Source organism: Vibrio sp. Vb1554 (genome assembly GCF_033344235.1).
Map to the genome: position 1 here is coordinate 92,322 of NZ_JAWPOJ010000014.1, position 24,517 is coordinate 116,838.

General features: G+C 42.8%; 21 protein-coding genes. 14 read left to right on the forward strand and 7 right to left on the reverse strand.

Annotated elements, in window-relative coordinates; genetic code table 11:
* Positions 1–875 precede the first annotated feature (875 nt).
* The 5 genes from R8N28_RS13480 (at position 876) to R8N28_RS13500 (ending at position 7,225) form a co-directional block, all read left to right on the forward strand.
* The gene (locus R8N28_RS13480) at positions 876–1,730 is read left to right on the forward strand and encodes an MIP/aquaporin family protein (protein ID WP_005380195.1); all 855 of its coding nucleotides are present in this window, start codon (positions 876–878) and stop codon (positions 1,728–1,730) included.
* Positions 1,731–1,789: 59 nt separating this feature from the next.
* The gene (gene glpK, locus R8N28_RS13485; RefSeq protein WP_005380193.1) at positions 1,790–3,307 is read left to right on the forward strand and encodes a glycerol kinase GlpK; all 1,518 of its coding nucleotides are present in this window, start codon (positions 1,790–1,792) and stop codon (positions 3,305–3,307) included.
* A gap of 159 nt (positions 3,308–3,466) precedes the next feature.
* Positions 3,467–4,258, forward strand: a complete 792-nt coding sequence (locus R8N28_RS13490; protein WP_005380192.1) for a DeoR/GlpR family transcriptional regulator — start codon at positions 3,467–3,469, stop codon at positions 4,256–4,258.
* A 177-nt stretch (positions 4,259–4,435) separates the two neighbouring features.
* Positions 4,436–5,995, forward strand: a complete 1,560-nt coding sequence (gene glpD, locus R8N28_RS13495) for a glycerol-3-phosphate dehydrogenase (protein ID WP_005391703.1) — start codon at positions 4,436–4,438, stop codon at positions 5,993–5,995.
* Between the two features lie 276 nt (positions 5,996–6,271).
* Positions 6,272–7,225 (forward strand): CorA family divalent cation transporter, encoded by a 954-nt coding sequence (locus R8N28_RS13500; protein WP_005391702.1) that lies wholly within the window; start codon positions 6,272–6,274, stop codon positions 7,223–7,225.
* Between the two features lie 73 nt (positions 7,226–7,298).
* On the opposite strand, the gene R8N28_RS13505 is transcribed toward R8N28_RS13500, so the two are convergent.
* On the reverse strand, positions 7,299–8,483 hold the full coding sequence (locus tag R8N28_RS13505) for an NnrS family protein (RefSeq protein WP_005391701.1): 1,185 nt from the start codon (positions 8,481–8,483) through the stop codon (positions 7,299–7,301).
* 182 nt (positions 8,484–8,665) lie between these two features.
* On the opposite strand from R8N28_RS13505, the gene R8N28_RS13510 reads away from it, so the two are divergent.
* The gene (locus R8N28_RS13510; protein ID WP_025768214.1) at positions 8,666–9,217 is read left to right on the forward strand and encodes a gamma-glutamylcyclotransferase family protein; all 552 of its coding nucleotides are present in this window, start codon (positions 8,666–8,668) and stop codon (positions 9,215–9,217) included.
* 38 nt (positions 9,218–9,255) lie between these two features.
* On the opposite strand, the gene R8N28_RS13515 is transcribed toward R8N28_RS13510, so the two are convergent.
* A complete protein-coding gene (locus tag R8N28_RS13515; protein WP_017820436.1) occupies positions 9,256–9,843 on the reverse strand; it encodes an outer membrane beta-barrel protein in 588 nt (195 codons plus the stop codon).
* A 420-nt stretch (positions 9,844–10,263) separates the two neighbouring features.
* Between R8N28_RS13515 and ebgR the strand changes: the two genes are divergently transcribed.
* Positions 10,264–11,250, forward strand: a complete 987-nt coding sequence (gene ebgR, locus R8N28_RS13520) for a transcriptional regulator EbgR (RefSeq protein WP_065274780.1) — start codon at positions 10,264–10,266, stop codon at positions 11,248–11,250.
* A gap of 170 nt (positions 11,251–11,420) precedes the next feature.
* Here ebgR and R8N28_RS13525 read toward each other — a convergent pair whose 3' ends face one another.
* On the reverse strand, positions 11,421–12,338 hold the full coding sequence (locus R8N28_RS13525; protein ID WP_005380171.1) for a LysR family transcriptional regulator: 918 nt from the start codon (positions 12,336–12,338) through the stop codon (positions 11,421–11,423).
* A 112-nt stretch (positions 12,339–12,450) separates the two neighbouring features.
* Here R8N28_RS13525 and chrA point away from each other — a divergent pair, with 112 nt between their 5' ends.
* On the forward strand, positions 12,451–13,590 hold the full coding sequence (gene chrA / locus R8N28_RS13530; protein ID WP_065274781.1) for a chromate efflux transporter: 1,140 nt from the start codon (positions 12,451–12,453) through the stop codon (positions 13,588–13,590).
* A 123-nt stretch (positions 13,591–13,713) separates the two neighbouring features.
* Here chrA and R8N28_RS13535 read toward each other — a convergent pair whose 3' ends face one another.
* The gene (locus tag R8N28_RS13535) at positions 13,714–14,358 is read right to left on the reverse strand and encodes a helix-turn-helix transcriptional regulator (protein ID WP_065274782.1); all 645 of its coding nucleotides are present in this window, start codon (positions 14,356–14,358) and stop codon (positions 13,714–13,716) included.
* Positions 14,359–14,926: 568 nt separating this feature from the next.
* Between R8N28_RS13535 and R8N28_RS13540 the strand changes: the two genes are divergently transcribed.
* Genes R8N28_RS13540 through R8N28_RS13555 form a run of 4 tightly spaced genes read left to right on the forward strand, consistent with a single transcriptional unit; the run spans position 14,927 to position 17,504 of the window.
* The gene (locus R8N28_RS13540) at positions 14,927–15,856 is read left to right on the forward strand and encodes a hypothetical protein (RefSeq protein WP_005391691.1); all 930 of its coding nucleotides are present in this window, start codon (positions 14,927–14,929) and stop codon (positions 15,854–15,856) included.
* Positions 15,857–15,876: 20 nt separating this feature from the next.
* On the forward strand, positions 15,877–16,200 hold the full coding sequence (locus tag R8N28_RS13545; RefSeq protein WP_005380167.1) for a hypothetical protein: 324 nt from the start codon (positions 15,877–15,879) through the stop codon (positions 16,198–16,200).
* Between the two features lie 5 nt (positions 16,201–16,205).
* On the forward strand, positions 16,206–16,883 hold the full coding sequence (locus R8N28_RS13550) for a C39 family peptidase (RefSeq protein WP_005380165.1): 678 nt from the start codon (positions 16,206–16,208) through the stop codon (positions 16,881–16,883).
* Positions 16,884–16,937: 54 nt separating this feature from the next.
* On the forward strand, positions 16,938–17,504 hold the full coding sequence (locus tag R8N28_RS13555; protein WP_025768212.1) for a hypothetical protein: 567 nt from the start codon (positions 16,938–16,940) through the stop codon (positions 17,502–17,504).
* 224 nt (positions 17,505–17,728) lie between these two features.
* Here the strand turns inward: R8N28_RS13555 and R8N28_RS13560 are convergent, their stop codons facing one another.
* Positions 17,729–18,724 (reverse strand): transporter, encoded by a 996-nt coding sequence (locus R8N28_RS13560; RefSeq protein WP_005380160.1) that lies wholly within the window; start codon positions 18,722–18,724, stop codon positions 17,729–17,731.
* Positions 18,725–19,200: 476 nt separating this feature from the next.
* Between R8N28_RS13560 and R8N28_RS13565 the strand changes: the two genes are divergently transcribed.
* Positions 19,201–20,892 carry an AMP-binding protein gene (locus tag R8N28_RS13565; RefSeq protein WP_031779037.1) on the forward strand — a complete coding sequence of 564 codons (1,692 nt, stop codon included), beginning with the start codon at positions 19,201–19,203 and terminating at the stop codon, positions 20,890–20,892.
* A gap of 68 nt (positions 20,893–20,960) precedes the next feature.
* Here the strand turns inward: R8N28_RS13565 and R8N28_RS13570 are convergent, their stop codons facing one another.
* Positions 20,961–21,170 (reverse strand): DUF1127 domain-containing protein, encoded by a 210-nt coding sequence (locus R8N28_RS13570; RefSeq protein WP_005380156.1) that lies wholly within the window; start codon positions 21,168–21,170, stop codon positions 20,961–20,963.
* Positions 21,171–21,267: 97 nt separating this feature from the next.
* Between R8N28_RS13570 and R8N28_RS13575 the strand changes: the two genes are divergently transcribed.
* A complete protein-coding gene (locus R8N28_RS13575) occupies positions 21,268–22,215 on the forward strand; it encodes a LysR substrate-binding domain-containing protein (RefSeq protein WP_005380154.1) in 948 nt (315 codons plus the stop codon).
* Positions 22,216–22,321: 106 nt separating this feature from the next.
* Here the strand turns inward: R8N28_RS13575 and fusA are convergent, their stop codons facing one another.
* Entirely contained in the window at positions 22,322–24,412 is a 2,091-nt protein-coding gene (fusA, locus tag R8N28_RS13580; RefSeq protein WP_005386444.1) for an elongation factor G, read from the reverse strand.
* Between the last annotated feature and the right edge of the window lie 105 nt (positions 24,413–24,517).

The window sequence follows — 24,517 nt, forward strand, 5'->3', positions numbered from 1 at the left end:
GCGATGGTAAAAACACAAAAGGAGCGAACGAAACAAAATAAATCTTCGTTCGAAAGTTCATGAATTGTATGGAGTTAGGATTTTATTTCTGTGACAAATGTTGCACATGGATTAAATATAAGTAAATACAGTAAATTATATGAGCATTAATTAGATCATCGTTCAACTTTACTCAAGATTCGTTAATATTAAACTGATGTTCAAACCTCTCACTTGAGCATTCCAATTCGAAACCTTTGAAACAAAGGCTCGAATTAGAACATAAACTAACCGTAAAAAGGGCGATTTACGCCTGCCCTACTCGCTCCGAACCAACTAATAACTAAAAAGCTGAAAAACGATCACGTTTAGCATCAAACGAAATAAAAAAAACAATTTTTATTTGAATACAAGCCGAAGCAATGATTCACAAACACAAGACATTAACAGCGTTTATTCTCTTCTCAACTCATCCTATTGGTACCAATGGGATGACGATTTTTTCTAAAAGTCCAAACATGACAGCGTATTTTTTATATCACTGCTATCCCTTGATACATTTGACATTCCGCTACTCCTTTAGGGTTAATTGCTACACAAGTTCTGTGCAATAAGTCTCCAAGCACGTAGCAGCTTCACAAAACTCCTCTTACCAGTTGTGCATTCTTTTTCACATCGGTAATTTGAGCGCTCTCAACACTGGCCTCGTGACAAATAAATTATTTTCGTTGTGTTCTTTTCCGGTTAAAAGATGCGCCATTTAACAAAAACGAAGACTTTGATTAACAAATTTATGCTCAAACGCTCACTTTTAACGCTCGTTTGTTTTCGTAAACGTTTATATATGCACAATAGTATCGTGCTAGACAGGCAAAAATGATCAAAGGACTTTTAACATGACAACGAACAAACACCCCTCTCTGCTTGGAGAATGTTTGGCCGAGTTTATCGGTACAGGACTACTTATTTTCTTCGGCGTAGGCTGTGTTGCAGCCTTAGTTCTAACAGGCGCATCATTTGGACAATGGGAAATCAGTATTGTATGGGGCTTCGGTGTCGCCATCGCTATTTACTGTACGGCTGGCGTCTCTGGTGCACACATCAACCCTGCCGTTACCATCGCACTTGCTATGTTCCATGGTTTTGATAAGGCGAAAGTGGTGCCATACATTATCGCTCAAATGCTTGGGGCATTCTGTTCTGCTGCATTGGTATACAGCTTATACAGCAACCTTTTCACCGACTACGAAATCGCTCATAACTTCGTTCGCAGCAGCCAAGATGCACTAGCAACTGCTGGTATCTTCTCAACCTATCCGCATGCCTCCCTCTCTTTCTTTGGTGCTTTTGCTGTGGAATTCGTTATCACTGCTGTGCTGATGTTTGCGATTCTGGCTCTGGGCGATGAAAATAACGGCGCGGCACGTGGCGCAATGAACCCTCTATTGATCGGTATTTTGATTGCCGTCATCGGTGGTTCACTTGGCCCACTAACAGGCTTTGCGATGAACCCTGCTCGTGACTTTGGACCAAAGCTGTTCGCTTACTTCGCTGGTTGGGATTACGCTCTGACAGGTGCTAAAGACATTCCTTACTTTATCGTGCCTTTACTTGCTCCGATTGCAGGTGCGTGTTTTGGTGGTTGGTTGTATCCAAAAGCGATTGCCGCTTACCTTCCACAACAAGGTCACGGTTGCACGATTCCAAACCAATGTGAGACGGAAGAAGAAACAGAAGAAGCTAGAGCTTAAAACTGACGTAACTCGAACATTTACTAAAATATAAATAACGAAACAAAAGGATTCTTACCATGACTGAGCAAAAATACATTGTTGCCCTAGACCAAGGTACAACAAGCTCTCGCGCAGTGATTCTTGATCATGATGCGAACATCGTAAGCGTCGCGCAACGCGAATTTACTCAGATTTATCCAGAAGCTGGTTGGGTTGAACATGATCCAATGGAGATCTGGGCAACACAAAGCTCTACCTTAGTAGAAGCTCTAGCTAAGTCTGGCATCCGTAGCGACCAATTAGCGGCTATCGGTATTACTAACCAGCGTGAAACGACTATCGTCTGGAACAAAGAAACAGGTAAACCCGTTTACAATGCGATTGTATGGCAATGTCGCCGTACTGCTGATATCTGTGAAGATTTAAAAGCACGCGGTCTCGAAAACTATGTACGTGACAACACTGGTTTGGTGCTTGACCCTTACTTCTCCGGTACCAAAGTTAAATGGATTCTGGACAATGTTGAAGGCGCACGAGAAGACGCAGAAGCAGGTAAGCTGCTGTTTGGTACTGTCGATACTTGGTTAGTTTGGAAGATGACTCAAGGTCGCGTTCACGTAACCGACTACACTAACGCATCGCGTACCATGCTGTTTAACATCAACGATCTATGTTGGGATCAAAAAATGTTAGATGAGCTTGGCATCCCAGCATCTATGATGCCAGAAGTGAAGCGCTCATCGGAAATTTACGGTAAAACCAACATCGGTGGTAAAGGCGGTACTCGTATTCCTATTTCTGGAATCGCAGGTGACCAACAAGCGGCGCTTTACGGCCAAATGTGTGTTGAAGCGGGTCAAGCGAAAAACACTTACGGTACGGGTTGTTTCTTGCTAATGAATACTGGCCAAGAAAAAGTCACTTCGACACATGGCCTTCTAACTACTTTGGCTTGTGGTCCTGCAGGCGAACCAGCTTATGCACTTGAAGGCGCCGTATTCATGGGTGGAGCTTCTATCCAATGGCTACGCGATGAATTGAAAATCCTAAACGGTGCAGAAGACTCTGAATACTTCGCGACAAAAGTGGATACATCAAACGGCGTTTATGTCGTGCCTGCATTTACTGGTTTAGGCGCTCCATACTGGGATGCCTACGCACGTGGCACGATTGTCGGCCTTACTCGCGGTGTGAATTCAAACCATATCATCCGTGCAACATTGGAAGGCATCGCTTATCAAACTCGTGACGTACTGGATGCGATGCAAGCTGACTCAGGCATTAAGCTTGCGAACCTTCGCGTCGATGGTGGTGCAGTAGCGAACAACTTCCTAATGCAATTCCAATCCGATGTATTGAACACAGAAGTACACCGCCCTCAAGTAACTGAGGTTACCGCTCTTGGTGCAGCCTACCTTGCCGGCCTTGCAGTTGGTTACTGGGATAGCATTGATGAGTTGCAGAATAAAGCGGTACTTGATCGCACCTTTGAGCCACACGATGATGAAGAAAAACGCAATCGTCGTTACAAGGGCTGGAAACGTGCAGTGAAATGTGCACAAACCTGGTCTGAACTTCACGACGAAGAAGATTAATCTCATCTCCATAAGAAAAAAAGAGCGCCATTTGTGCGCTCTTTTTGCGCTTTATCCCCGATTCCTGAACTCGCTTACTTCTCACAACGAGCAAATTCGAGCACAATAGAGCTTCGAATTTGAAGCATTGGCCGTTACCAATGCACAAGGGAGTGGTAAGTGAAGCAAATACCTCGACACCAGCAGATTGTTGAGCTGGTGAAAAAACAAGGCTATGTCAGCACGGATGAGTTAGTAGAAAGATTCAATGTCAGCCCACAAACCATCCGACGCGATCTCAATGAACTCGCCGATGACAACAAAATTCGTCGTTATCACGGTGGAGCCACTATTCCTCTCAGTTCTGAAAACACATCTTACAACACGCGTAAAGCGCTCAACTTCAATGAAAAAGATGTCATTGCAGACGAGGTAGTCAAACACATTCCAGATGGTGCCACACTATTCATCGATATCGGCACCACACCAGAAGCAGTTGCGCGAGCGCTCAATAAAAACCATAAACAGTTGCGTGTTGTCACCAACAACATCAATGTTGCGACCATTCTTTTCCCTAACCCTGAAATCAAAGTCATCTTAGCGGGTGGAGAAGTCCGCAGCAGAGACGGCGGTATTGTTGGCGAGGCTACCCTCGATTTCGTTAAACAGTTCCGTCTCGACTTTGGTATTCTCGGCATTAGCGGTATCGACTTCGATGGCTCGCTATTAGACTTTGATTACCACGAAGTCCGGGTCAAACAAGCGATCATTGACAATAGCCGTAGTGTATTTCTTGCCGTAGACCACACCAAGTTCGGGCGCAATGCTATGGTGAAACTAGGCAATATTGCACAGCTCAACATGATCTTTACCAATAAGCAGCCACCAGAAGAAATCTTGTCAATTTTGAAGGAAGCTTCTATCCCACTTGAAGTGGTTGAAGCTAACGAATCAAACTCCGAAAACGAGTAACGTCAATCGTATAACTCCCCCTCAAATGACCTCTGTCTTAATTAGACAGAGGTTTTTTTTGTGTCTAAATCACACAAAACGCTCACAAACGAAAATAATAGATGATCACAAACGAAACCTGAGCTAGGATTACATTATGTTCTAAAATGCTCGTTCGCTCACCAAGAGGTCAAATTTATGAGTATACAAAATAATGCTTCCACTACTAGCTCATCCACTACCTTAGACTTGATCGTAATCGGTGGCGGCATTAACGGAGCTGGTATTGCAGCAGACGCAGCTGGCCGAGGTTTGAGTGTTGGCTTATATGAAGCACATGACTTCGCATCTGCGACTTCTTCAGCAAGTTCTAAACTGATACACGGCGGTTTACGCTACCTTGAACACTACGAGTTTCGTTTAGTTTCGGAAGCGCTCGCAGAGCGTGAGGTTATTCTTCGTAAAGCACCACACGTCGCATTACCAATGCGTTTCCGTTTACCGCATCGCCCATTCCTACGCCCAGCTTGGATGATTCGTTGTGGCCTTTTCCTTTACGATAACTTGGGTAAACGTACGACGCTGCAAGGCAGTAAAACCGTCAACCTTGCGAAATCTGGCTTGCTAAAACCAGAGATGAAAACGGGTTTCGAATACTCTGACTGTTGGGTTGATGATGCACGTTTAGTATTACTGAACGTTCTTGCGGCTCGCGAAAACCATGCTGAAGTGCGTAACTACTGCCGCGTGGAAAAAGCACACCGTGAAGGTGGTATCTGGCATGTTACTATTCACGATGTGATGACAGACCAACGTTTCGAACGTAAAGCGAAAGCGTTAGTCAATGCTGCGGGGCCTTGGGTAAAACAGTTCTTTGATGATGGATTAGAGCAAGCCTCTCCTCGTAACATTCGCTTAATCAAAGGCTCGCACATCGTTGTTCCTCGTATCCACAACGAACCGCAAGCCTACATTCTTCAAAACAAAGACAATCGCATCGTATTTATGATTCCTTACTTAGATAAGTTCTCAATCATTGGTACAACAGATGTGGAATACAAAGGTGACCCACGTGAAGTGTCGATCTCAGATGACGAAGTCGATTACCTCATTGATATCGTAAACCAACACTTTGTCCACCAGTTGACTCGCGAAGATGTAGTTTGGACATACAGCGGTGTTCGTCCTTTATGTGACGATGAATCTGACTCTCCGCAAGCAATCACACGAGACTACACGCTAGAGCTCGATGCGGAATACGACCATGCACCTCTGCTTTCTGTTTTTGGTGGTAAGTTAACGACCTACCGTAAGTTAGGTGAAGCAGCAATGAAGAAACTTGCTCCGTTCCTACCTGAAATGGGTAAAGACTGGACGGCCAACCAAACCCTTCCTGGTGGTAACTTCAGCTGTAGTCGTGAACAATTAGCGAAACAAATTCATGCTAAATACACTTGGGCGCCAGAAGCATTGATTCTTCGTTATGTCACTCAGTTTGGTACCCAAACGTGGAACTTAATGGAAGGTACAACAAGTGAAGCTGACTTAGGACAAACGTTCTCGACACAAGCCGGTGGTGTTTACCAACGTGAGATCGATTACTTAATGAACCATGAAATGGCAATGACCGATGAAGACATTTTATGGCGCCGTACTAAGCTTGGTCTTTACATGAACGAGGAAGAAAAACAGGCCTTAACGGACTATTTAAAGAAAAAGCTACAACAGAAAGTGGTTAATCTTTCTCAAGTTGGCTAACAGCTCCCCTCCCTCCCCCCACAATAAAGCCTGCTTAGTTGCAGGCTTTTTGTTTTGTTGTTTAAGCACAACACCTTGGTGCGCTCCACTCGATTGCAAATAAGAACAACTATTCATAGACATTTGGCATTAAATACAATCATACTCATTTGAAAAATAATGCATCAATGACTTCAGAGTACCGTACTCAGAGCATTGCCTCTCTATGGCAATGCAATTCTCGCGAAAGAAGTATCTTGAGGTTATTTTGGTATCGGCTCAAACAAGGAAAAGAAAATGGGTTTTATGATTGAACATTGGGACTTCTCAACCCCAGAAGCAACTCAACAATCCACCACGGCAGAGCAAATTCAAGCTAAGCATTGGTACCATTGCGAACGGCTGCATCCTGATATTCGTGGTTGGCTGGAGCAAAACCAAGTACCTCGAGCTACGGTTGATCATCTATTAGCCGACGAAAGTCGACCATCTTTCCATCCTTTGGATGACGAGAACTTCATGTTGATTTTACGAGGCGTCAATATGAACGGCAATGCATCACCAGAAGATATGCTTAGTATTCGAATTCTCTACTTTCAAGGCGCACTCATTTCAACTCGTAAAATTCCATCACGCGCGATCATGGAGATTCGCCAAGCATTAGCGGAACACAAAGGCCCAAAAAGTCTTGCCAGTTTACTTCATCAGATCATTGAAGGATTAAACAGTAAAATAGACATTTACCTTGATACGATTGAAGAAACACTAAACCAGTTCGACGTGAATGATGAGTCGACGTACAAACATATGGCGACTCAAAAAGCACTGATTTCTATCAAGCGTTTTATTCGCCCTCAGCAGTACGCTATCCGTGATCTTGTGGAGTCAGAATCAGAATTGATTGCTTTGAGACCTCATCAATATCGCTTCGCACACAATAATATTACGCGCATAAATGAAACACTTGAGTTTTATCTTGGAGAAGTGGCGCTTTTCCAAGAAGAGATCAAACATCATCGTGATGAGAAAACCAATAAAAACAGTTACCTGTTTACTTTGGTAGCAACGATTTTTCTACCAACCAGCTTCTTAACAGGTTTACTCGGTATCAATGTTGGTGGAATGCCAGGCGTGGAATCCACCATGGCATTCACCTGGTTCTGCATCGCCTTAATTGTCATTTTTGGTCTAGAGTGGTGGCTATTTAAACGCTTGGGGCTCACGAATAAAGCGGACGACGAAGACGAATAAACACTAAACCTATAAAGAACAAAAACCAAAAGAGGAGCACGCGGCTCCTCTTTTCTCTACTCACATTAGAATCTTATCCGGGGTGACCATCCACACGAGGGGTCACAAGCATCACACCAAAGCGCCACACAAATAGCCCAAACGCAACAATCCATAATCCCCCGCTGATATCAATCCACAGTATCATGTTCGCTGGATCAAAGATCACGGCGAAACTGCGAACCAAAGCTGCCGCGGTAATTGCTGCAAACGCAAGGCTCATGTTTGGCCCTTTGTAGATCATGCGACCAGTATGTCCCATCGTCACCCGTGTAATCATCGCTAAAATCAAACCGCCTAACGCACCTATCGCAAACAGGTGAATGAGGTTATGGCTGGCAAATGCATCTCCCCAGACGCCTCGCAAAATTAAGCTTAGTGGTAAACACAAATACGCAGCATGCAGCGACCACACTAAAGGCTCGCTCAGGGTTAACCAAGGTTTCCAGCGAACAAAACGCACCAACTGAGCAACACCTGCAAATAGCATCAAAGGACTACCTAGTTCTGCAAACGTCACAGGGAAAAAGCTCAGCACAAATAGCATTACCAATGGCAAGTTCGCGAACCACTCTAACCAAGCCAATGGTTGCGCTTTTTCGAAATTAAATCGACGCGCAGTAAAAAATGGAATCACACGTCCGCCCATCACTGACAACAGCAAGGTAAACCACCACAGCATTGCTTGCCACACCGCTGAAGAGCTAAAGGGCGGCATACCTTTTATCGTTGCGTAGCTTGCAAAGTTCGCAAAGATGGCTAAAAGAAACAGTGGAACGAAAAACAAATTACGCCAACCTTTGGCTCGATACACACGAATGCCCACCTCATAGGCGACAAACAGTAAAAATACCGCTTCGATACTGCTGGTTAACCATAACGGTGCTGGTGTCCAAAGCAATATGCGGGGCACTAACCACAAGCCAAATAAAGCCAGAAGCATGTAATGCTTGGTACCATTAATGCCAGTCCAGTTTTGTACCGCGGTCAGTACAAAGCCAACTACAATGGCCATCGAAAAACCGAACAACATTTCATGTACGTGCCACCACAATGCAGGCACGGCTAATGCGTTTGGCTGTCCGCCTTGGAACATCCACACCCACAACGCAATCGCAACAATGGCGTAAATCGACCCAAACAGAAAAAACGGCCGAAAGCCTAATCGCAGCCATGCGGGGATTTTTTCTTCTACTTTTTTATCGGTGATATTCAGCATTATCTTGCCCTCAAGCGTCTCTCGATGCTGGTTAACTCAACTACATATTGATGCTACCATAAACATGTATAAAAAATACATGTTTATAATTAAGATTATACTTAAGAGGTAAAGTTGTGCTTCAGATGCGGGTTAGGTATAAACATGAGAGGCACAACTATCAGTTAAGGGATGCAACGACAATGTACATATTTGGCTATGGCAGTTTGATTAATTCTGCGTCGCGTAAGTTAACCGGACAAACGGGAGAAGCCATTCCCGTCATAGCACATGGGTTGGTTCGCTACTGGGGGAAGATTGACGACAGCTACAGCCTCTCTCCATTAGTGGTGAACCAAGGCGATGGACAGGTTAATGGCGTTTTACTCGAAGTAAATGAAGAAGCGCTCGCAGAATTCGACCGCCGTGAGCGAGGTTATCATCGTATTCAACTTCAGCCAGATCAAATCGAAACAGATGCGAGTTTTAACCAAGAACATGACATTTGGGTTTACGTAAAAGACGAGCCACTACCACCATGCGAAAAGAGCCCAATCATGCAAAGTTATGTTGATACCGTACTGGCAGGTTGCTTGGAAGTTTCCCACGCGTTTGCAGAGCATTTTGTGCGTCACACCATTGGCTGGCAACACGCGAAAGAAAATGACCGCCACCAACCCAAATATGGCAACCTTGCAGGCGTACAAGATCACCATTATGAGTTGATTGATAATCTAATAAAAAAAGGAGCCTAACGGCTCCTTTTTAGTATCTATGTTTTGCTTACGCGAGCTTAAAACTTGTAATCAACACCAACGTACAGGCTGTCAAAATCAAAATCTTCGCTGCCACCGTTTTCGGCATCAATACTTACCGAAGAAGCACGGTAGCCACCAGATACAACCAAACCTGAAGCGAACTCATAACCAGCCTCAACACCGTAGTTAAAGCCTACATCACGACCATCATCGGTAACAGTGCTAGATGATTTCACTTCATAAGAAACACTCATTACACCAAGGCCAGCAATCGCACCAACATAGAAGCCTGTACCTGCAAATTGGTATTTAGGCTTCGCATTGAAATTGAACGCAGAAGCATCAACACTAAATTTAACCGGCCACCCCATGTAAGAAAATGTTTCTTCAAAGTCGCCAAAGTATATGTACTCACCTTCAAAAGCTAGTTTGAAGTTTTCTGAATATTGAAGCTCTTTACCTACAGCAAGGCTAAGACCTGTCGCAGAAAGATCTTTTGACAAGCTTTTAACTTTAAGATCTGAATTTACCAAATCAGCACCAACATACCAGTTACCTTTTGCTTGAACTGATGCTGAAGCAACCACTGCACCTAAAGCCAATAATGGCAATACTTTTTTCATTATAATTTCCTAATTTTTCATACTGTTAGACAGCTTTTAAAAGCGCGGAGATTATAAATAGAGTTGAATACTTTCCTATTGATTTGTTTATAAAATGAGACACAAAACATAAACATGAACAATAAAACGTTTGCTTGATTAAACTCTAAACAGCTCGAGTCCTATTAAGTACTAGAGTTACCACAAGTAGCAAGTTTCCAAACCAGTCGCGTTTTTCAGTATTTTTACAGCAATATAATCCTTACGTTTACGGCTTTATTTATTACTCAATAGAGTCTATTTCATGAAAACAATTTGGCTTGATATGATGATTTAAAGTGTTTAGGACTGTCTTACTAAAGGTTTGTGCATATCTAAGTAGCTGTTTAAAATAGTCAGATTATTGAGCTCACACTTGGGCAGTGCCAACGGGAAATTTACATGGCAAAGCTAAAAGATATCGCCATTGAAGCAGGCGTCTCACTTGCAACCGTATCGCGGGTTTTGAACAACGACCCAACGTTGAGCGTTAAAGAAGAAACCAAATACCGCATTTTGGAAATTGCAGAAAAACTGGAGTACCGCACCAGTAGCTCGAAGAAAGGCATCAAAGAAGCTAAGCAAAAACATCACTTTTTAGCCTTATATAACTACAAACAAGAAACAGAGGTGAATGACCCTTACTACTTATCAATTCGTCATGGGATTGAAACGCAATGCGACAAATTAGGTATTACGCTAACCAATTGCTATAACAGTGAAATTGATGTTGAAACGAAAAAGATAACAGGTGTCCTTTTAGTCGGAAATGTCGACCAAAAGGTAGTAGATAAATTACCTAAACGTCTAGCCGATAGCATTTGCTACATAAACTTTTCAGATCCAACCTGCCCTTATGATTGCGTTGATGTCGACCTTATTCGAATCAGTAGGCAAGTAGTTGATTTCTTTGTACAACGAGGCCACCGCCGCATCGGTTATATTGGCGGTCAAGACAAGCACGACGCAGCTGACACTCGTGAAAATGTGTTTTTGGACTATGGCTATCTAAAAGGCGTGGTCGCAGAACATGATATACACTATTGTGCCTGCTCTAGTTTGTCCGGTTATAACTTAGCGAAAGAGATGCTAGCCAAAGGTGACTTCCCGAAAGCAGTATTCATTGATTCAGACTCCATCGCGATTGGCATAGTACGTGCAATCCATGAATTTGGCTTAAAGATACCAGAGGATATTACGCTGATTAGTATGAATGATATTCCTACTGCTCGCTTTACCTTTCCGCCGTTGTCTACAATTCGTATTCACTCTGAGTTGATGGGAACTCAGGGAGTGAACTTACTGGTGGAAAAATACCGAGATGGACGCTTACAACCTCTTTATGTATACGTGCAAACAGAGCTTAAACTACGTGGTACAACTCAATGATACCTTTTCCATTAATCTCTTTTATGAATTAAATCTGAAACATCCCCCCCTTACCAAAGACATTCATTTTGCACAATCAGTACTGTTTCGGTGTAACGCCGATAGCTCAGCGGGTAGTAAGGAGTTCAACAACAAATAACTCTAAGCACCATGAGTGCCCCAAATGTTTATCATTTAGAGGTGATGGTCGAAGAAACCAACTCGCGTAGCCAAATGCCTTTGTCTTCATTGTTTCGGCTGGAATGCCACAGCATAGCAATATCAAAATCCGCAACGGCGATCGGCGGCTTAACGGTAACGAGATCGTCCGAAAAGCCCTCCGCCAATGCCATTTTTTCTGGCACGATGGCAATGAGATCGCGTTTTTTCAATAGATGCCGAATAGTGAGAAAGTTGCGCGACGCCACGGTGACTTTGCGGCTCAAGCCATGTTCTGCAAGCTTTTGGTCTACTTGTGTCTTTAAGCTCCCATCGGGACTTACCAGAGCTTGCTCTATGTTCGCGAACGCTTCCAGAGACAGCTGTGTTTCCCCTTGCAATACCTGTTTATCACACATGCACACGTGCTTTTCGGTGTACAAGTACAAGCTCTCAAAGTTGTCATCCAACACCGGCATGCTGCCAATAATGACATCGAGCTTTTCATGCTCAGTTAATGCCACGTAGTTGCTACGATTGACGTTAATAAAACTGATCTGCGCCTCTGGGGCGCGCTGGCGTATTTCGTCATAAAGCCTAGGAGCAAAGATAAACTCGGCATAATCCGTTAACCCGATGCGACATACACCCGCGTAATTTTCAGGTTGGAAGGCAGACTTAGTGAGCAAGTCTTTGGCGATAGAATCCAACAAGTGATGCACAGTTGGCGCGATGTGGTGAGCGTGCTCGGTGGGCTCCATCTTGTGCCCTTTTCGCTCAAAAAGCGGGTCGTCAAACAACAACCTTAAACGAGACAAACTATGACTCATCGCCGACTGGCTAACGTAACTTTTCTCTGCCGCGACGCTAACGCTTCGATAGCGATACAAGTAGGAAAACGTCACCAATAAGTTCAAGTCAATGTTGCGCCACTGAATGTCCTCTTTCACTCCAACATCCTCATCCCATTTCATTCATAGATGAAATTAAAATCATCAATTTGAGTCATTTTAGAGCATTCGATAAATTAGCAACAATGCTTTTTAGATAAACAGGCTCGACATGTTCACCATATTCAAAACTTTTTTCTGGCTGGGTTGGTTCAGCTTCGGCGGCCCGGCGGCTCATATTGGTTATTTTCGCCAAACATTTGTTGAGAAACTGAAATGGCTTGATGACAGCGAGTACGCGCAAATTGTCGCGCTCAGTCAGTTTTTGCCGGGACCGGGCTCAAGCCAAGTTGGCTTTGCTTTAGGCTATAAACGTGGCGGTTTAGGTGGCGCATGCGCAGCATTTGTCGGATTCACGCTTCCTTCAGTGGTCATCATGTTGGCGCTGGCGATAGTGAGCAGCCAAATCACCGACACCGCAGTGTTCCAAAACATCGTTCACGGCCTAAAACTGCTCGCAGTCGTCGTCGTGGCGGATGCGACTTGGGGCATGTACAAAAACTTCTGCCAAAGTAAACTGACCGCGGGTTTGTGCGTCGCGACTGCGATTGCGTTGCTGGTGGCACCAAGCATCATGACGCAAATGTTCGTGTTGATCGCAGCAGGTTTTGTCGGAATGCGGTATCTGAAGAAAGACTCCGCGCCATCAGCCGAGTCGTTTAAACCGTCTATCGCGCCATTGGCTCTATTTGCGATGCTTTTACTCGGCTTACCGTTAGTGGCTCATACGTTACCTTTACTTGGGCTGTTTAGTGATTTTTTCCAAGCTGGTAGCTTAGTGTTTGGTGGCGGTCATGTGGTTCTGCCGCTTCTGCAAAACATTGTTGGCGACCAGCTCAGCCAAGATGCATTTTTAACAGGCTACGCCGCTGCACAAGCTGTACCAGGGCCAATGTTCACCTTTGCGACTTTTATCGGTTATGAGCTTTCGGATACGCCAATTTTAGGTGCGCTGATCGCAACGCTTGGCGTATTCCTCCCAGGGTTTCTTTTACTACTTGGCGTTCTTAAGAACTGGCAAGCACTGGCAGGAAAACCGCTGGTCTCCGGCGCCATCAACGGTGTAAATGCCTCGGTAGTAGGGTTACTACTCGCGGCACTTTACCAGCCAGTATTTAGCAGCGCAGTTGTTGCTCCCATCGACATGGCGTTAGTGGTTGCAGGTTTTTATCTACACAAAAAGCTCAACCTTTCGGTTCTGTGGATGATCGTGTTTTTTGTGGCGGCAGGCCTTGTCACGGGCATGATGTAGCCTGCTGATACGCCAACTATTGAATCCAGATAAACCACGGGTACTCAAATACGAGTGCCCTTGCTTAGATTAGATAGTGAAAACGGAACAGACCCCGATAAAAAGAGCATCACAAATTATGACTTAATTTCTCTCGGTTAAGCCATTGTTCATTCTTACCAACTTAACTGCATCATGACGAGAATGGACATCGAGTTTTTTGTACAACTTGTATATATGGCTTTTCACTGTACTTTCAGATAAAAAAAGTCTTGAAGCAATTTGTTGATTTGAAATGCCGTACACAAGTAGCTCTAGAATCTGTTTTTCTCTGCATGTTAACTCATCATGCTGCTGTTCTTCGGACAAATTTGCATGCCGATAATTGAGGACTAACTTCTCTAGGTACATTCTTGGTAGCCACAACCCACCTTTCAGTACGTATTCCGCGCCATCACATATATGTGTCACTGATGCACTTCGGAGCAAAATTCCTTTTAACAACTTCCAATGCAGTAAGTCCGTTTGTACTTTTTCACAAGGGACGTTGTGAAGCATAAAGGACCACCCAAATAGATCAAAATCTGGTAACTTTCCTTGTACTTCAAGCTGACGCATAAAATCGTAATCAATAAACATCAAATCGATACTGAGTGAGTGACTTCTGAACACCACTTCATCTGGTTGCATTATCTTTACATCGACATCATGAATGGAAGACAGCTGTTTTTTTATTAAGTTACTTTGTAAATTACTCTCAGCTAGCAGTATCAAGTGCTTCTTTTCCATAGTCCCACCACATTAACTTACCTGTTTCACCAACCCCCGTTAGAAAATTAATTGGAGGCAGCAAAGAGAATTTATCTTCATTTTAAGTAGAAAATATAGCACTTCAGAATGATATCGCATTGCTTTTCAGCACCGAAAAAGACTTAAAAAGTATGAACCTGTTGTGTTTTTATCCATACTTTTCAACCTGTGTTAGCATAAGGATATGATTTATAATATTAAATAATAAAGATAATAATTGGATAAAATGCCATTTATAAAAAATGGATGACTGCTCCGCTCAGTGCAATAGAACAAATTACTTCTTTATATTGGCTTCATTTCATACTTGATGAGTACTTAAAGTAAATACAAAAAATAACATTATGATTATGTTATTTTTTTCTTTAATACTTTAAATAGACGTACCTAAATACTCCCTTCCAGCCTGAATCATTCTCAATAATGAGAACAGCTTTCACTGATCCTTTCTTATAATTTCATCGCTTCCCACAACATTTGAAGGAAGCAGCAAGAAGTTAAGTGCAGTCATTTTTAATCAGGAATAACAGGAAATGGAGTAATCGTTATGACTCTAAACAAAACAGGGCTTGCTTTAGCAATGTCAGCAATTTTATTTAGTGGCTCTCTAATCGCGAATGAGATCGATGATGGAGACGACAACATGCAATGGACTGACAGCGCTAATACCGATATCGGTTTATCTGGCAGCTTCAATGATAACAGTGACAATAGCGCATCTCTCGGTGTTGGTGATAGCTTCAACGACAACAGCGATAATAGTGCGTCACTAGGTATTGGTCATAGCTTCAACGACAACAGCGACACTGACAACAGTGCAACTCTTGGTGTTGATGACAGCTTTAATAACAACAGCGACAACTCAAACTCGAGCACTAACACAGCTCAAAGCCACAACGACAATAGTACGTCTAACGCTAACGACAACAGTACCAGTGCTGATCTTGATGTGAGCCTAAATAGTGATAGTAGTGACTCAAGTACTAACACAAATAGAAGCCACAACGACAACAGCGACTCTAGTACTACTGTAAGACGTAGCAACAACGACAACAGTGACTCTAGTATCAACAGTAGCTTTAACGATAACAGCGATAATCGTAATCAAAGCGACAACCGTAACCAGAGTGATAACCGTAGCTACGCTGATTCAAGCACAACAAACTCGAACAGCTTTAACGACAATAGTAACTATCAAAGTGACTCGAGCTCAACAAATGTTGATAGCTTCAATCAAGTCCATATGGATACAGATATGGTTGTTGCGAGCTCAAGCCTAATGGGTGGTGTTACAGGTGCATCAGTTATTTATGCAACTAACGCGGATGATACTCGAGTTCGAGTTGAAAACATGAACACCCTTGGTGGTCTTGGTGGTGCAGCTGGTATTACTACCGTTGGTCAAAATGCTGGTTCAAATTCACTTGTACAACAATCTGTTACAACTAATGCAAGTGTGTTTACTGGGGGTGAGTAACCGACTAGTAGGAGAAAGCGATGCGTTTGGCAATCTGTACTTTGAGTATGATAGTTGCCTGCACTGCACTCGCTGATGACATTGCATTATCTGGCGGAGAAGTTAGCTTGGATATCATGAATGAATCAAGAGGTGGACAAAATGTTGAACTCGACTTGGTTTATGCAGAATCAGATATCAATGGTATTTCGTCAGATAATGTCGCGTCAAACACCGTGAGTGGTAACAATATACTATCAAGTGGAGCGTTCGCAGACAGTTCGGGTATATCCAACGTAATTCAGAACAGCGGAAACAACGTTTTAATCCAGAACTCTACCGTCGTTAACCTGACACTCAAGTAAACAATATGAAAGTATTAAATAACTTAATTTGGCTGATGCTCGTTTATTCAGCATCAGCCATTTCATTAGAACTGCTACCTTACCGAGCACATTACTCTGTTCCTGTTAAAAGCTACAAAGAAATAGTGTTCGGTGATGTTTTTCGCCAACAGTATGACTTCAGCTGTGGCTCTGCCGCCCTGGCTTCTCTTCTCACTTTTCATTATGCAACAGAGTCATCTGAACAAGATATCTTCAAAAGCATGTTTGAAAAAGGTGATAAAGAAAAAATCAAAGAGAAAGGTTTTTCTTTGTTGGATATGAAGTTTTACTTGGATTCCATAGGGTTACGTTCTGACGGCTTTCAAGTAGGACTGGAGAAAATTAAAGAAGTCGGCGTCCCTGGGATTACTCTCGTTAATTTCGACGGGTATATGCATTTTGTTGTCATCAGAGGTATAAACAATCACTCAGTTATTCTAGGAGACCCTTCTAGAGGAACCATGATAATGAAACTGGATGAGTTTGAAAAATATTACCAAGGAATTGTGTTACTGGTCCGTAACGAAGCGGAAATGGGACGGTCTAGCTTTATAACCAATGATAATTTCACCGTATATCAAAGATCACCATTAAAAACAGGAGTGTCTAGAGATTCCTTAGGGGTATTTAGCATTACTCTCCCAGTTTCCGGTGAAAATTAATATAACATTGTTTTAAATAACTTTAAGAACTTAACAACCTGAAAGGCCTACATTATGAACTACAATAAATTTTTGTTAGTGCTTTGTATGCTAATACCTCATTTTAATGTGAATGCTAAAGATGTTGGCCTGCAAGAACTTACTCCTCTTTCAAATTTATCTTTAGAAGAATATCGAGGTGGTTTCCAAATTACGGACGAGTATATTATTAATATTGGATTAAGCATTACTACGACTATAAATGGCGATGATATTTTGAACACAAATATTGCCAACTTAGTAATTGAAAATGGTAATTTAAAAAACATTAGCGCAAATAGTGAAAATCAAAGTGGAGATGTTTTCAACCAGGGTATTGTTAACATCATACAATTTGGTGAAGGCAATATTATTGGAGATGATTCTATAGATTCACCCAAAATGCCTTCGTCTCAAAATCCTAATATAATAAGTTCAGACTTTATAAATTCAAGTATTATCAATATTATTCAAAACACGAAAGATAACAGTATTATTGGACTTAGCACGCTCGTAGACATTGATGCTCAAGTAAATGGGGTAATACGGGAAATCAAAGCAAACCAACAATTAGAAGACGCCTTATTGAACCACCTTCAATGAGCATTTCCATTTTTATCTGAAAAATTGTCACGTTAAGCTTCTTTGATATTAGAAACGACTGATATCTATGATTACATACCAAAAGAAAGTTCGATATATCAATCGGCCACCATCATTTTAAGAATATATACCTACTTTATCCAATATAATCCAATCAATTTATAATGCGAACACTAGGCGCTAACGATAAATTAGGCCCAAGACTCAAGGGCCTAATATCCATTTTACAAATTAAAAGGTACTCGTACTGTTAATTGAAAGTCGGGAGTATCTTCTGTAAGACCAGCTTGAGCACTAACATTGATAGATGAGCGTTCACTAAAGGCATAGTTTATACCAAAAGTTAATGCATCTAATTGAAGCAACTTAGCATCATCTGCCGATCTGCCATTTACTTTGCTTTTTAAAATAGTTTTATGGCTAAGTCCTAAAGAGAATGAAAGATCAGGATTCACCGCAAACCCCATTCCCCCTGAAAGAGAAATAGTGTCTCCAAGTTCAACATCAGCTTTTGTGTCGCCAACTGTAACAGTATCCTCTAAGTTATAAATATAACTTAGACTAGCGAACAAGACCGCAGGATCAACAGGGTGAATAAGAGATAAATTAGGCTCAAAACTCCAAAAACCCGAACCTGTAGGGACATCACTAAATGAGTTGCTTCCATCTTCAATAGAAACATCATAAGGCGATCGTCCTGTATCCGACTTTACTCTAAGGCCACCTACCCAGTATGGCGCAGACTCAAAGTTAAACTGGTGCCTCAATGCGAACTCTACATCACCAAGCCCTCCGCCATCCACCGTTGTGTTTACTACTTCACTGTTTGAACCATCTTGAATGGGGCGCGTAGAAACTTGGTCATTACGATACACATACGGCACTCTAACTTCTAACTCTGTGGCGTTTGTTAAACCGTACCGAGCAGTTAATCCAACGGTTACTGTAGTCCTATCCGAATCACTCACTTCAATTCGCCCAACAATCAGAGTTGGTAAGACTGTATACCCAACAACAGATACTTTGTTTGAAGAGTTTTGTGTATAGCTTAAAGACGAATCAAATGACCATTTACCTTTAGGTGTGAGAACGCCTGGGCGCTCAATAACATCACCAACCGTTTGGGCGCGCTGAGGAATATCATCTCCTTCAGCACCATATGCATTCCCCGCAATGAATAAACTACAAAGATAGGTACCCAGTAAAGTCTTCCGTAACATCACATCTTTCCTTTTGCTGATGATCGTACCCAAGTAATCTCAGGCAATAGCTTGAGGTGAAGCTCCTAACTTTCCAAAGTAAGATTAGTATAGCTACTTCAAAACCACGACATACCTTTAAGTTTGGCGCTTTGAAGAAATTAGGAGACATTTATACTTATCTTCAACACTAAGCCACTAGTTAATAAATAATTAGGATAGATTCTATGTTTTCGCAATATTATTAATAAAATAAATTGCTTACCTGTGCTCTTAGTATGAAGTCGGTATGACATAACAGCTGAAAAGCCTGTTCTCTTTTGCGTAGCATCAATCACATTGCTTTTTAGATCGAGTCGCTCCGACTTCAACCATAACTAACGCTATCTTCCCCACATATTTCATCAAAATGCATTCCCGTGTCGCGATTTAACATGCTAAAGTTAACAATGCGTTAACAATTATAAATACAATGAGAAGACATGGAGTCACTTAAAATGAATCAGCCGAATCTAAATAGCGCTGCTGGTTGCGCTCTCCCACCACCAAATGAAATGATCCTCAAATGGGCTCAAGAGCGTCCAAATGAGGTCTACCTAAAACAAATTATTAACCGACAGTTTGTTGAGTACACATTCTCTGATGTTGCAGATCAAGCCTTAAAACTTGTCAGCGCACTACGCTCGCTTGGTGTAAAGCCTGGCGACAAAGTTGCGTTAGTATCTAAAAACTGTGCAGAATGGTTTATTTGCGATCTTGCTATGATGCTTGGTGACTATGTCAGTGTGCCAATCTTTCCTACCGCCGGTGCAGACACCATCGAATACTGTGTGACTCATAGTGAAAGTAAAGCGATCATTGGCGGAAAACTCGATGATCCCAAAGCAACTCAGCAAGTCATTGATGCTATGCCTGAACTCATTAGCATCGCTCTACCTTATGACACGGCACCTAAGTGTAAGCACGAATACCAAGCGCTCATTGCTGATGCAGTGCCAAGTGAAGAGCGTCCGCAGCATTACGATGACAAGCTAATGTCGTTGGTGTATACCTCAGGCACATCAGGGTTACCGAAAGGCGCGATGCTAACTTACGGCGCATTCAGTTGGTCTGTTCAGCAACTGATCAATCATATTGGTATCCAAGAAAACGACCGATTGTTCTCTTATTTACCGCTCGCTCATATTACAGAGCGTGTTTATATCTTCGGTTCATCGATTATGGGTGGCGTGCCAACAGCATTTCCAGAGTCACTGGACACTTTTATCGAAGATGTGAAGATGCACCGACCAACTCTGTTTATCTCCGTCCCACGATTATGGACGCTATTCCAGCAACGTATTCAAGACAAACTTCCACAGAAGAAGCTCAATATTCTGTTGAAAATCCCATTCGTCAATTCTTTGATCAAGAAAAAGCTAGCAGATGGTCTAGGTTTAGATCAGGCTCGAGTATTAGGCTGTGGCTCTGCACCTGTCTCGCCAGCGCTGTTGGAATGGTACCACTCAGTGGGCCTTGATATCACAGAGGCTTGGGGGATGACGGAATCATTTGCCTACAGCACGCTCAACTACCCATTTAGAGCTGACAAAATTGGTAGTGTCGGTAATGCAGGGCCAGGCATTGAGTTAAAAATCGCAGCCGATGATGAAATCATGGTGCGTGGCAAAGGGCTATTTTCTGGCTACTACAAAAATGATATTGCCACCCAAGAGTCTTTTGATTCAGAGGGCTGGCTACACACAGGCGATATCGGCGCTATCGACTCAGATGGTTATCTAACGATTCAAGGACGTAAAAAAGATAACTTCAAAACCGCCAAAGGTAAATTTGTCTCTCCGGTTCCTATCGAGAAAAAGCTTTTCGAGTACAGTCGCGTAGAGATGATGTGTCTCATCGGTTTAGGGCTACCCGCTCCGATTCTTTTGGTTGTGCCACATGACTTCCCTAACTTTGATCGAGAGCGATACGCACGTACCACACGTAAAGTTATTGCCAGGATGAATCAAGAACTCGCCTCTCATGAGCAAATCAAAGGTGTGTTAATGATTAAAGAACCTTGGAGTATAGAAAATGGCGTACTGACGCCAACGCTTAAAATTAAACGTCATGTGCTCGAACAAAAGTATCATGAGATAGGCCACAATTGGCCAAAAGATGAATTGGTCGTGTGGGAAGAAGACTTGTAATTTTGCTTGCACTCCTCAACACCATTGGGGAGTGCAACTTAACTTTGAGCTTGAATCAAACTCATAGACTACTCTCTCCAGAATGGCTTACTCACTTCACAACTAATCTCCCTTTCACCTAATCCAATATCGTCCCAAAGGTGCTTTGGTAACTCTCTCAAGTGACGACGTGTCTTATAGTTCCTTCTCCAAGCCGCCAGTTTAGAATAAATTAACTGTAACCCGCTCTGATGGGCAGTAGGTATAGTACGCTCACAAGTGTGTGTCATGTTTTCCATTTCAAAGATCCCTATACAATGTTGACCACTTAATAATCAGCGACTACGCTGATAACCTCAAACGATAGAATCTGCCATAGAGTTAAGGAAAACTAATGTGAAAGATCGAATGCCTCCCTTACAAAGCTTGTATTACTTTTTCGTTGCAGCAAAGGAAGGAAGCTTTAAAACGGCAGCAAAAGAACTGTTTGTTACGCCAGCGGCCATTAGTCAGCAAATTCGTCATTTAGAAGAGTTCTTAGGCACGGACCTATTTGTTCGTCAGCACAGAAAAATCGTGCTCACACCAGAGGGAGAGCTACTGTTTAGTCAGGCAGAAAGAGGGTTTGCTCATTTGCAGCAAGGGGTAAGATTAGTCAATCAAGATCCAAACCCGAACCACCTTTCGATATCAACACTCCCCTCTTTCGCTCATCATTGGTTAGTCCCGAAAATTACGGCTTTTCGTCAGCGTCACCCTGATATCGCCTTGCTATTAGAACCAACCAATGATTTGGTGTCTTTTCAAGATAGCCAGATAGATTTATGTGTTCGTTACGGTTTAGGAAAGTACCCCAATTTAGAATCACAATGGCTAATGGACGAAGCTTTTTATCCAGCTTGTCATCCGGTGTACCAGAAAGAGCACGGGATCTATAACATCGAGGATTTAAGCAAAGCTGAGCTGATTGAAGATGTTTGGCCTGATCTTGATTGGAATATGTGGTTAGCAACCTTGGGTCACTGCGCAGCAAAGCCTACCTTAAAATACAGTGGATCACATCTCGTGCTTGAGGCTGCACTATCACTTCAAGGCGTGGCATTAGTAAAACACAGTTTAGCTCATCAATATTTTCGTTCTGGCAAATTGGTCCGAATTGGAGATATCGCTATCAAGCCCAACTTTGCGTATTACTTGTGTGCGCCAAAAGGCTACTTAAAAAGACCTAAAGCTCAATTGTTTGCGCAATGGTTGAAGGAAGAAATAGAAATATTTGAAAAGTCAGTGGTACCAGACTTTAAGACCATTGACCTAAAAGGCAACAGTACTAGAACGGCATCATAACAAACGCTAAATAGGAATAAAACAAACACGCTCTGCGTATAAGACTGCTAAATACAAAAAGCCCCGCACTAAGCGGGGCTTTCAAGTTATAGAGTTAACTTAAGAATTACTTCTTAGCGTTACGCTCTTTAACGTCAGCAATTACTTGCTCTGCAACGTTTGTTGGACATGGTGCGTAGTGTGAGAACTCCATAGAGAACTGACCACGACCAGAAGTCATAGTACGTAGAGTACCGATGTAACCAAACATTTCTGATAGAGGTACATCACCCTTGATACGTACGCCAGTAGAAGCTGCTTGTTGGTCTTTGATCATACCACGACGACGGTTAAGGTCACCGATTACGTCACCAACGTGATCTTCTGGAGTGAACACGTCAACTTTCATGATTGGCTCAAGAAGTTGCGCGCCAGCTTTAGGCATAGACTGACGGAATGCACCTTTCGCTGCGATTTCGTAAGCGATAGCTGAAGAGTCAACTGCGTGGAAACCACCGTCGAATAGTTCAACTTCAACGTCTAGAGTAGGGAAGCCAGCTAGAACACCGTGCTCCATCATTGACGCAAAGCCTTTCTCAACTGCAGGCCAGAATTCTTTAGGTACGTTACCACCAACAACTGTTGATTTGAACGTGAAGCCAGAGTTTGGCTCACCTGGTTTGATGCGGTAGTCGATCTTACCGAACTGACCAGAACCACCAGACTGTTTCTTGTGCGTGTAGCTATCTTCGATTGCTTGAGTGATAGTTTCACGGTAAGCAACCTGTGGAGCACCAACTTCTAGCTCAACGCCGTAAGTACGCTTAAGGATATCTACCTTGATGTCTAGGTGAAGTTCACCCATACCTTTCAGGATAGTTTCGCCTGAATCTTCATCAGTCTCAACTTGGAATGATGGATCTTCTGCAACCATTTTACCGATCGCGATACCCATCTTCTCAGAACCGCCTTTATCTTTAGGCTTAACTGCGATAGAGATTACTGGATCTGGGAAGATCATTGGCTCAAGAGTACATTCGTGCTTAGGATCACATAGAGTGTGACCAGTTTGAACGTTCTTCATACCAACTACAGCGATGATGTCACCAGCTTGTGCTGAATCGATTTCGTTACGCTCGTCCGCGTGCATCTCAACCATACGGCCGATACGCTCTGTTTTACCAGTTGCAGAGTTAAGGATTGTGTCACCTTTCTTCATCTTACCAGAGTAGATGCGGATAAAGGTTAGAGCACCGAAGCGGTCATCCATGATCTTAAATGCAAGAGCACGTAGTGGCTCGTCTGCAGATACAGTCGCAACTTCACCAGTTGGCTCACCAGTCTCTGAATCAGTTAGAGGCTGTGGATCAACTTCTGTTGGAGATGGTAGGTAATCAATTACCGCGTCAAGAATAAGTTGGATACCTTTGTTCTTGTACGCTGAACCACAGTAAGTTGGGAAGAATGCTAGATCACGAGTACCTTTACGGATACAACGTTTGATGTCTTCTAGAGATGGCTCTTCGCCTTCTTCTAGGTAAGCCATCATTAGATCTTCGTCTTGCTCTAGAGCAGTTTCGATTAGCATTTCACGGTATTCAGCAGCTTTCTCTACCATGTCTGCTGGAATATCTTGAACTTCGTAGTTCTCTGGTTGGCCAGACTCATCCCATACGTAAGCTTGTTGGCTTAGTACGTCTACAACACCTACGAAATCTTCTTCGATACCGATAGGTAGAGTCATAACTAGAGGTGTAGCACCTAGTACGTTCTGTACTTGATCTACAACTTTGTAGAAATCTGCGCCCATACGGTCTAGTTTGTTAACGAAGATCAGACGTGATACGTGTGATTCGTCAGCGTAACGCCAGTTAGTTTCTGACTGAGGCTCAACACCACCAGAACCACAGAATACACCGATACCACCGTCAAGTACTTTTAGAGAACGGTAAACTTCGATAGTGAAGTCAACGTGTCCAGGAGTATCGATGATGTTTAGACGGTGATCGTTCCAGAAACAAGTTGTTGCTGCAGACTGGATTGTGATACCACGCTCAGCTTCCTGCTCCATGAAGTCAGTAGTAGTTGAACCGTCGTGAGTGTCACCGATCTTATGGATCTTACCAGTTAGCTTTAGGATACGCTCTGTAGAGGTAGTTTTACCCGCGTCTACGTGAGCAAAAATACCAATGTTTCTGTATTTTGATAAATCAGTCATTGTCTTACTCTGTTAATAAGGTATAAAGTGCGCGCAGAGTATATCACATTCTGTCAATACTGATACCCTTGCGTGCGGATGGAAGAAAAAAAATTTTAACGTGAA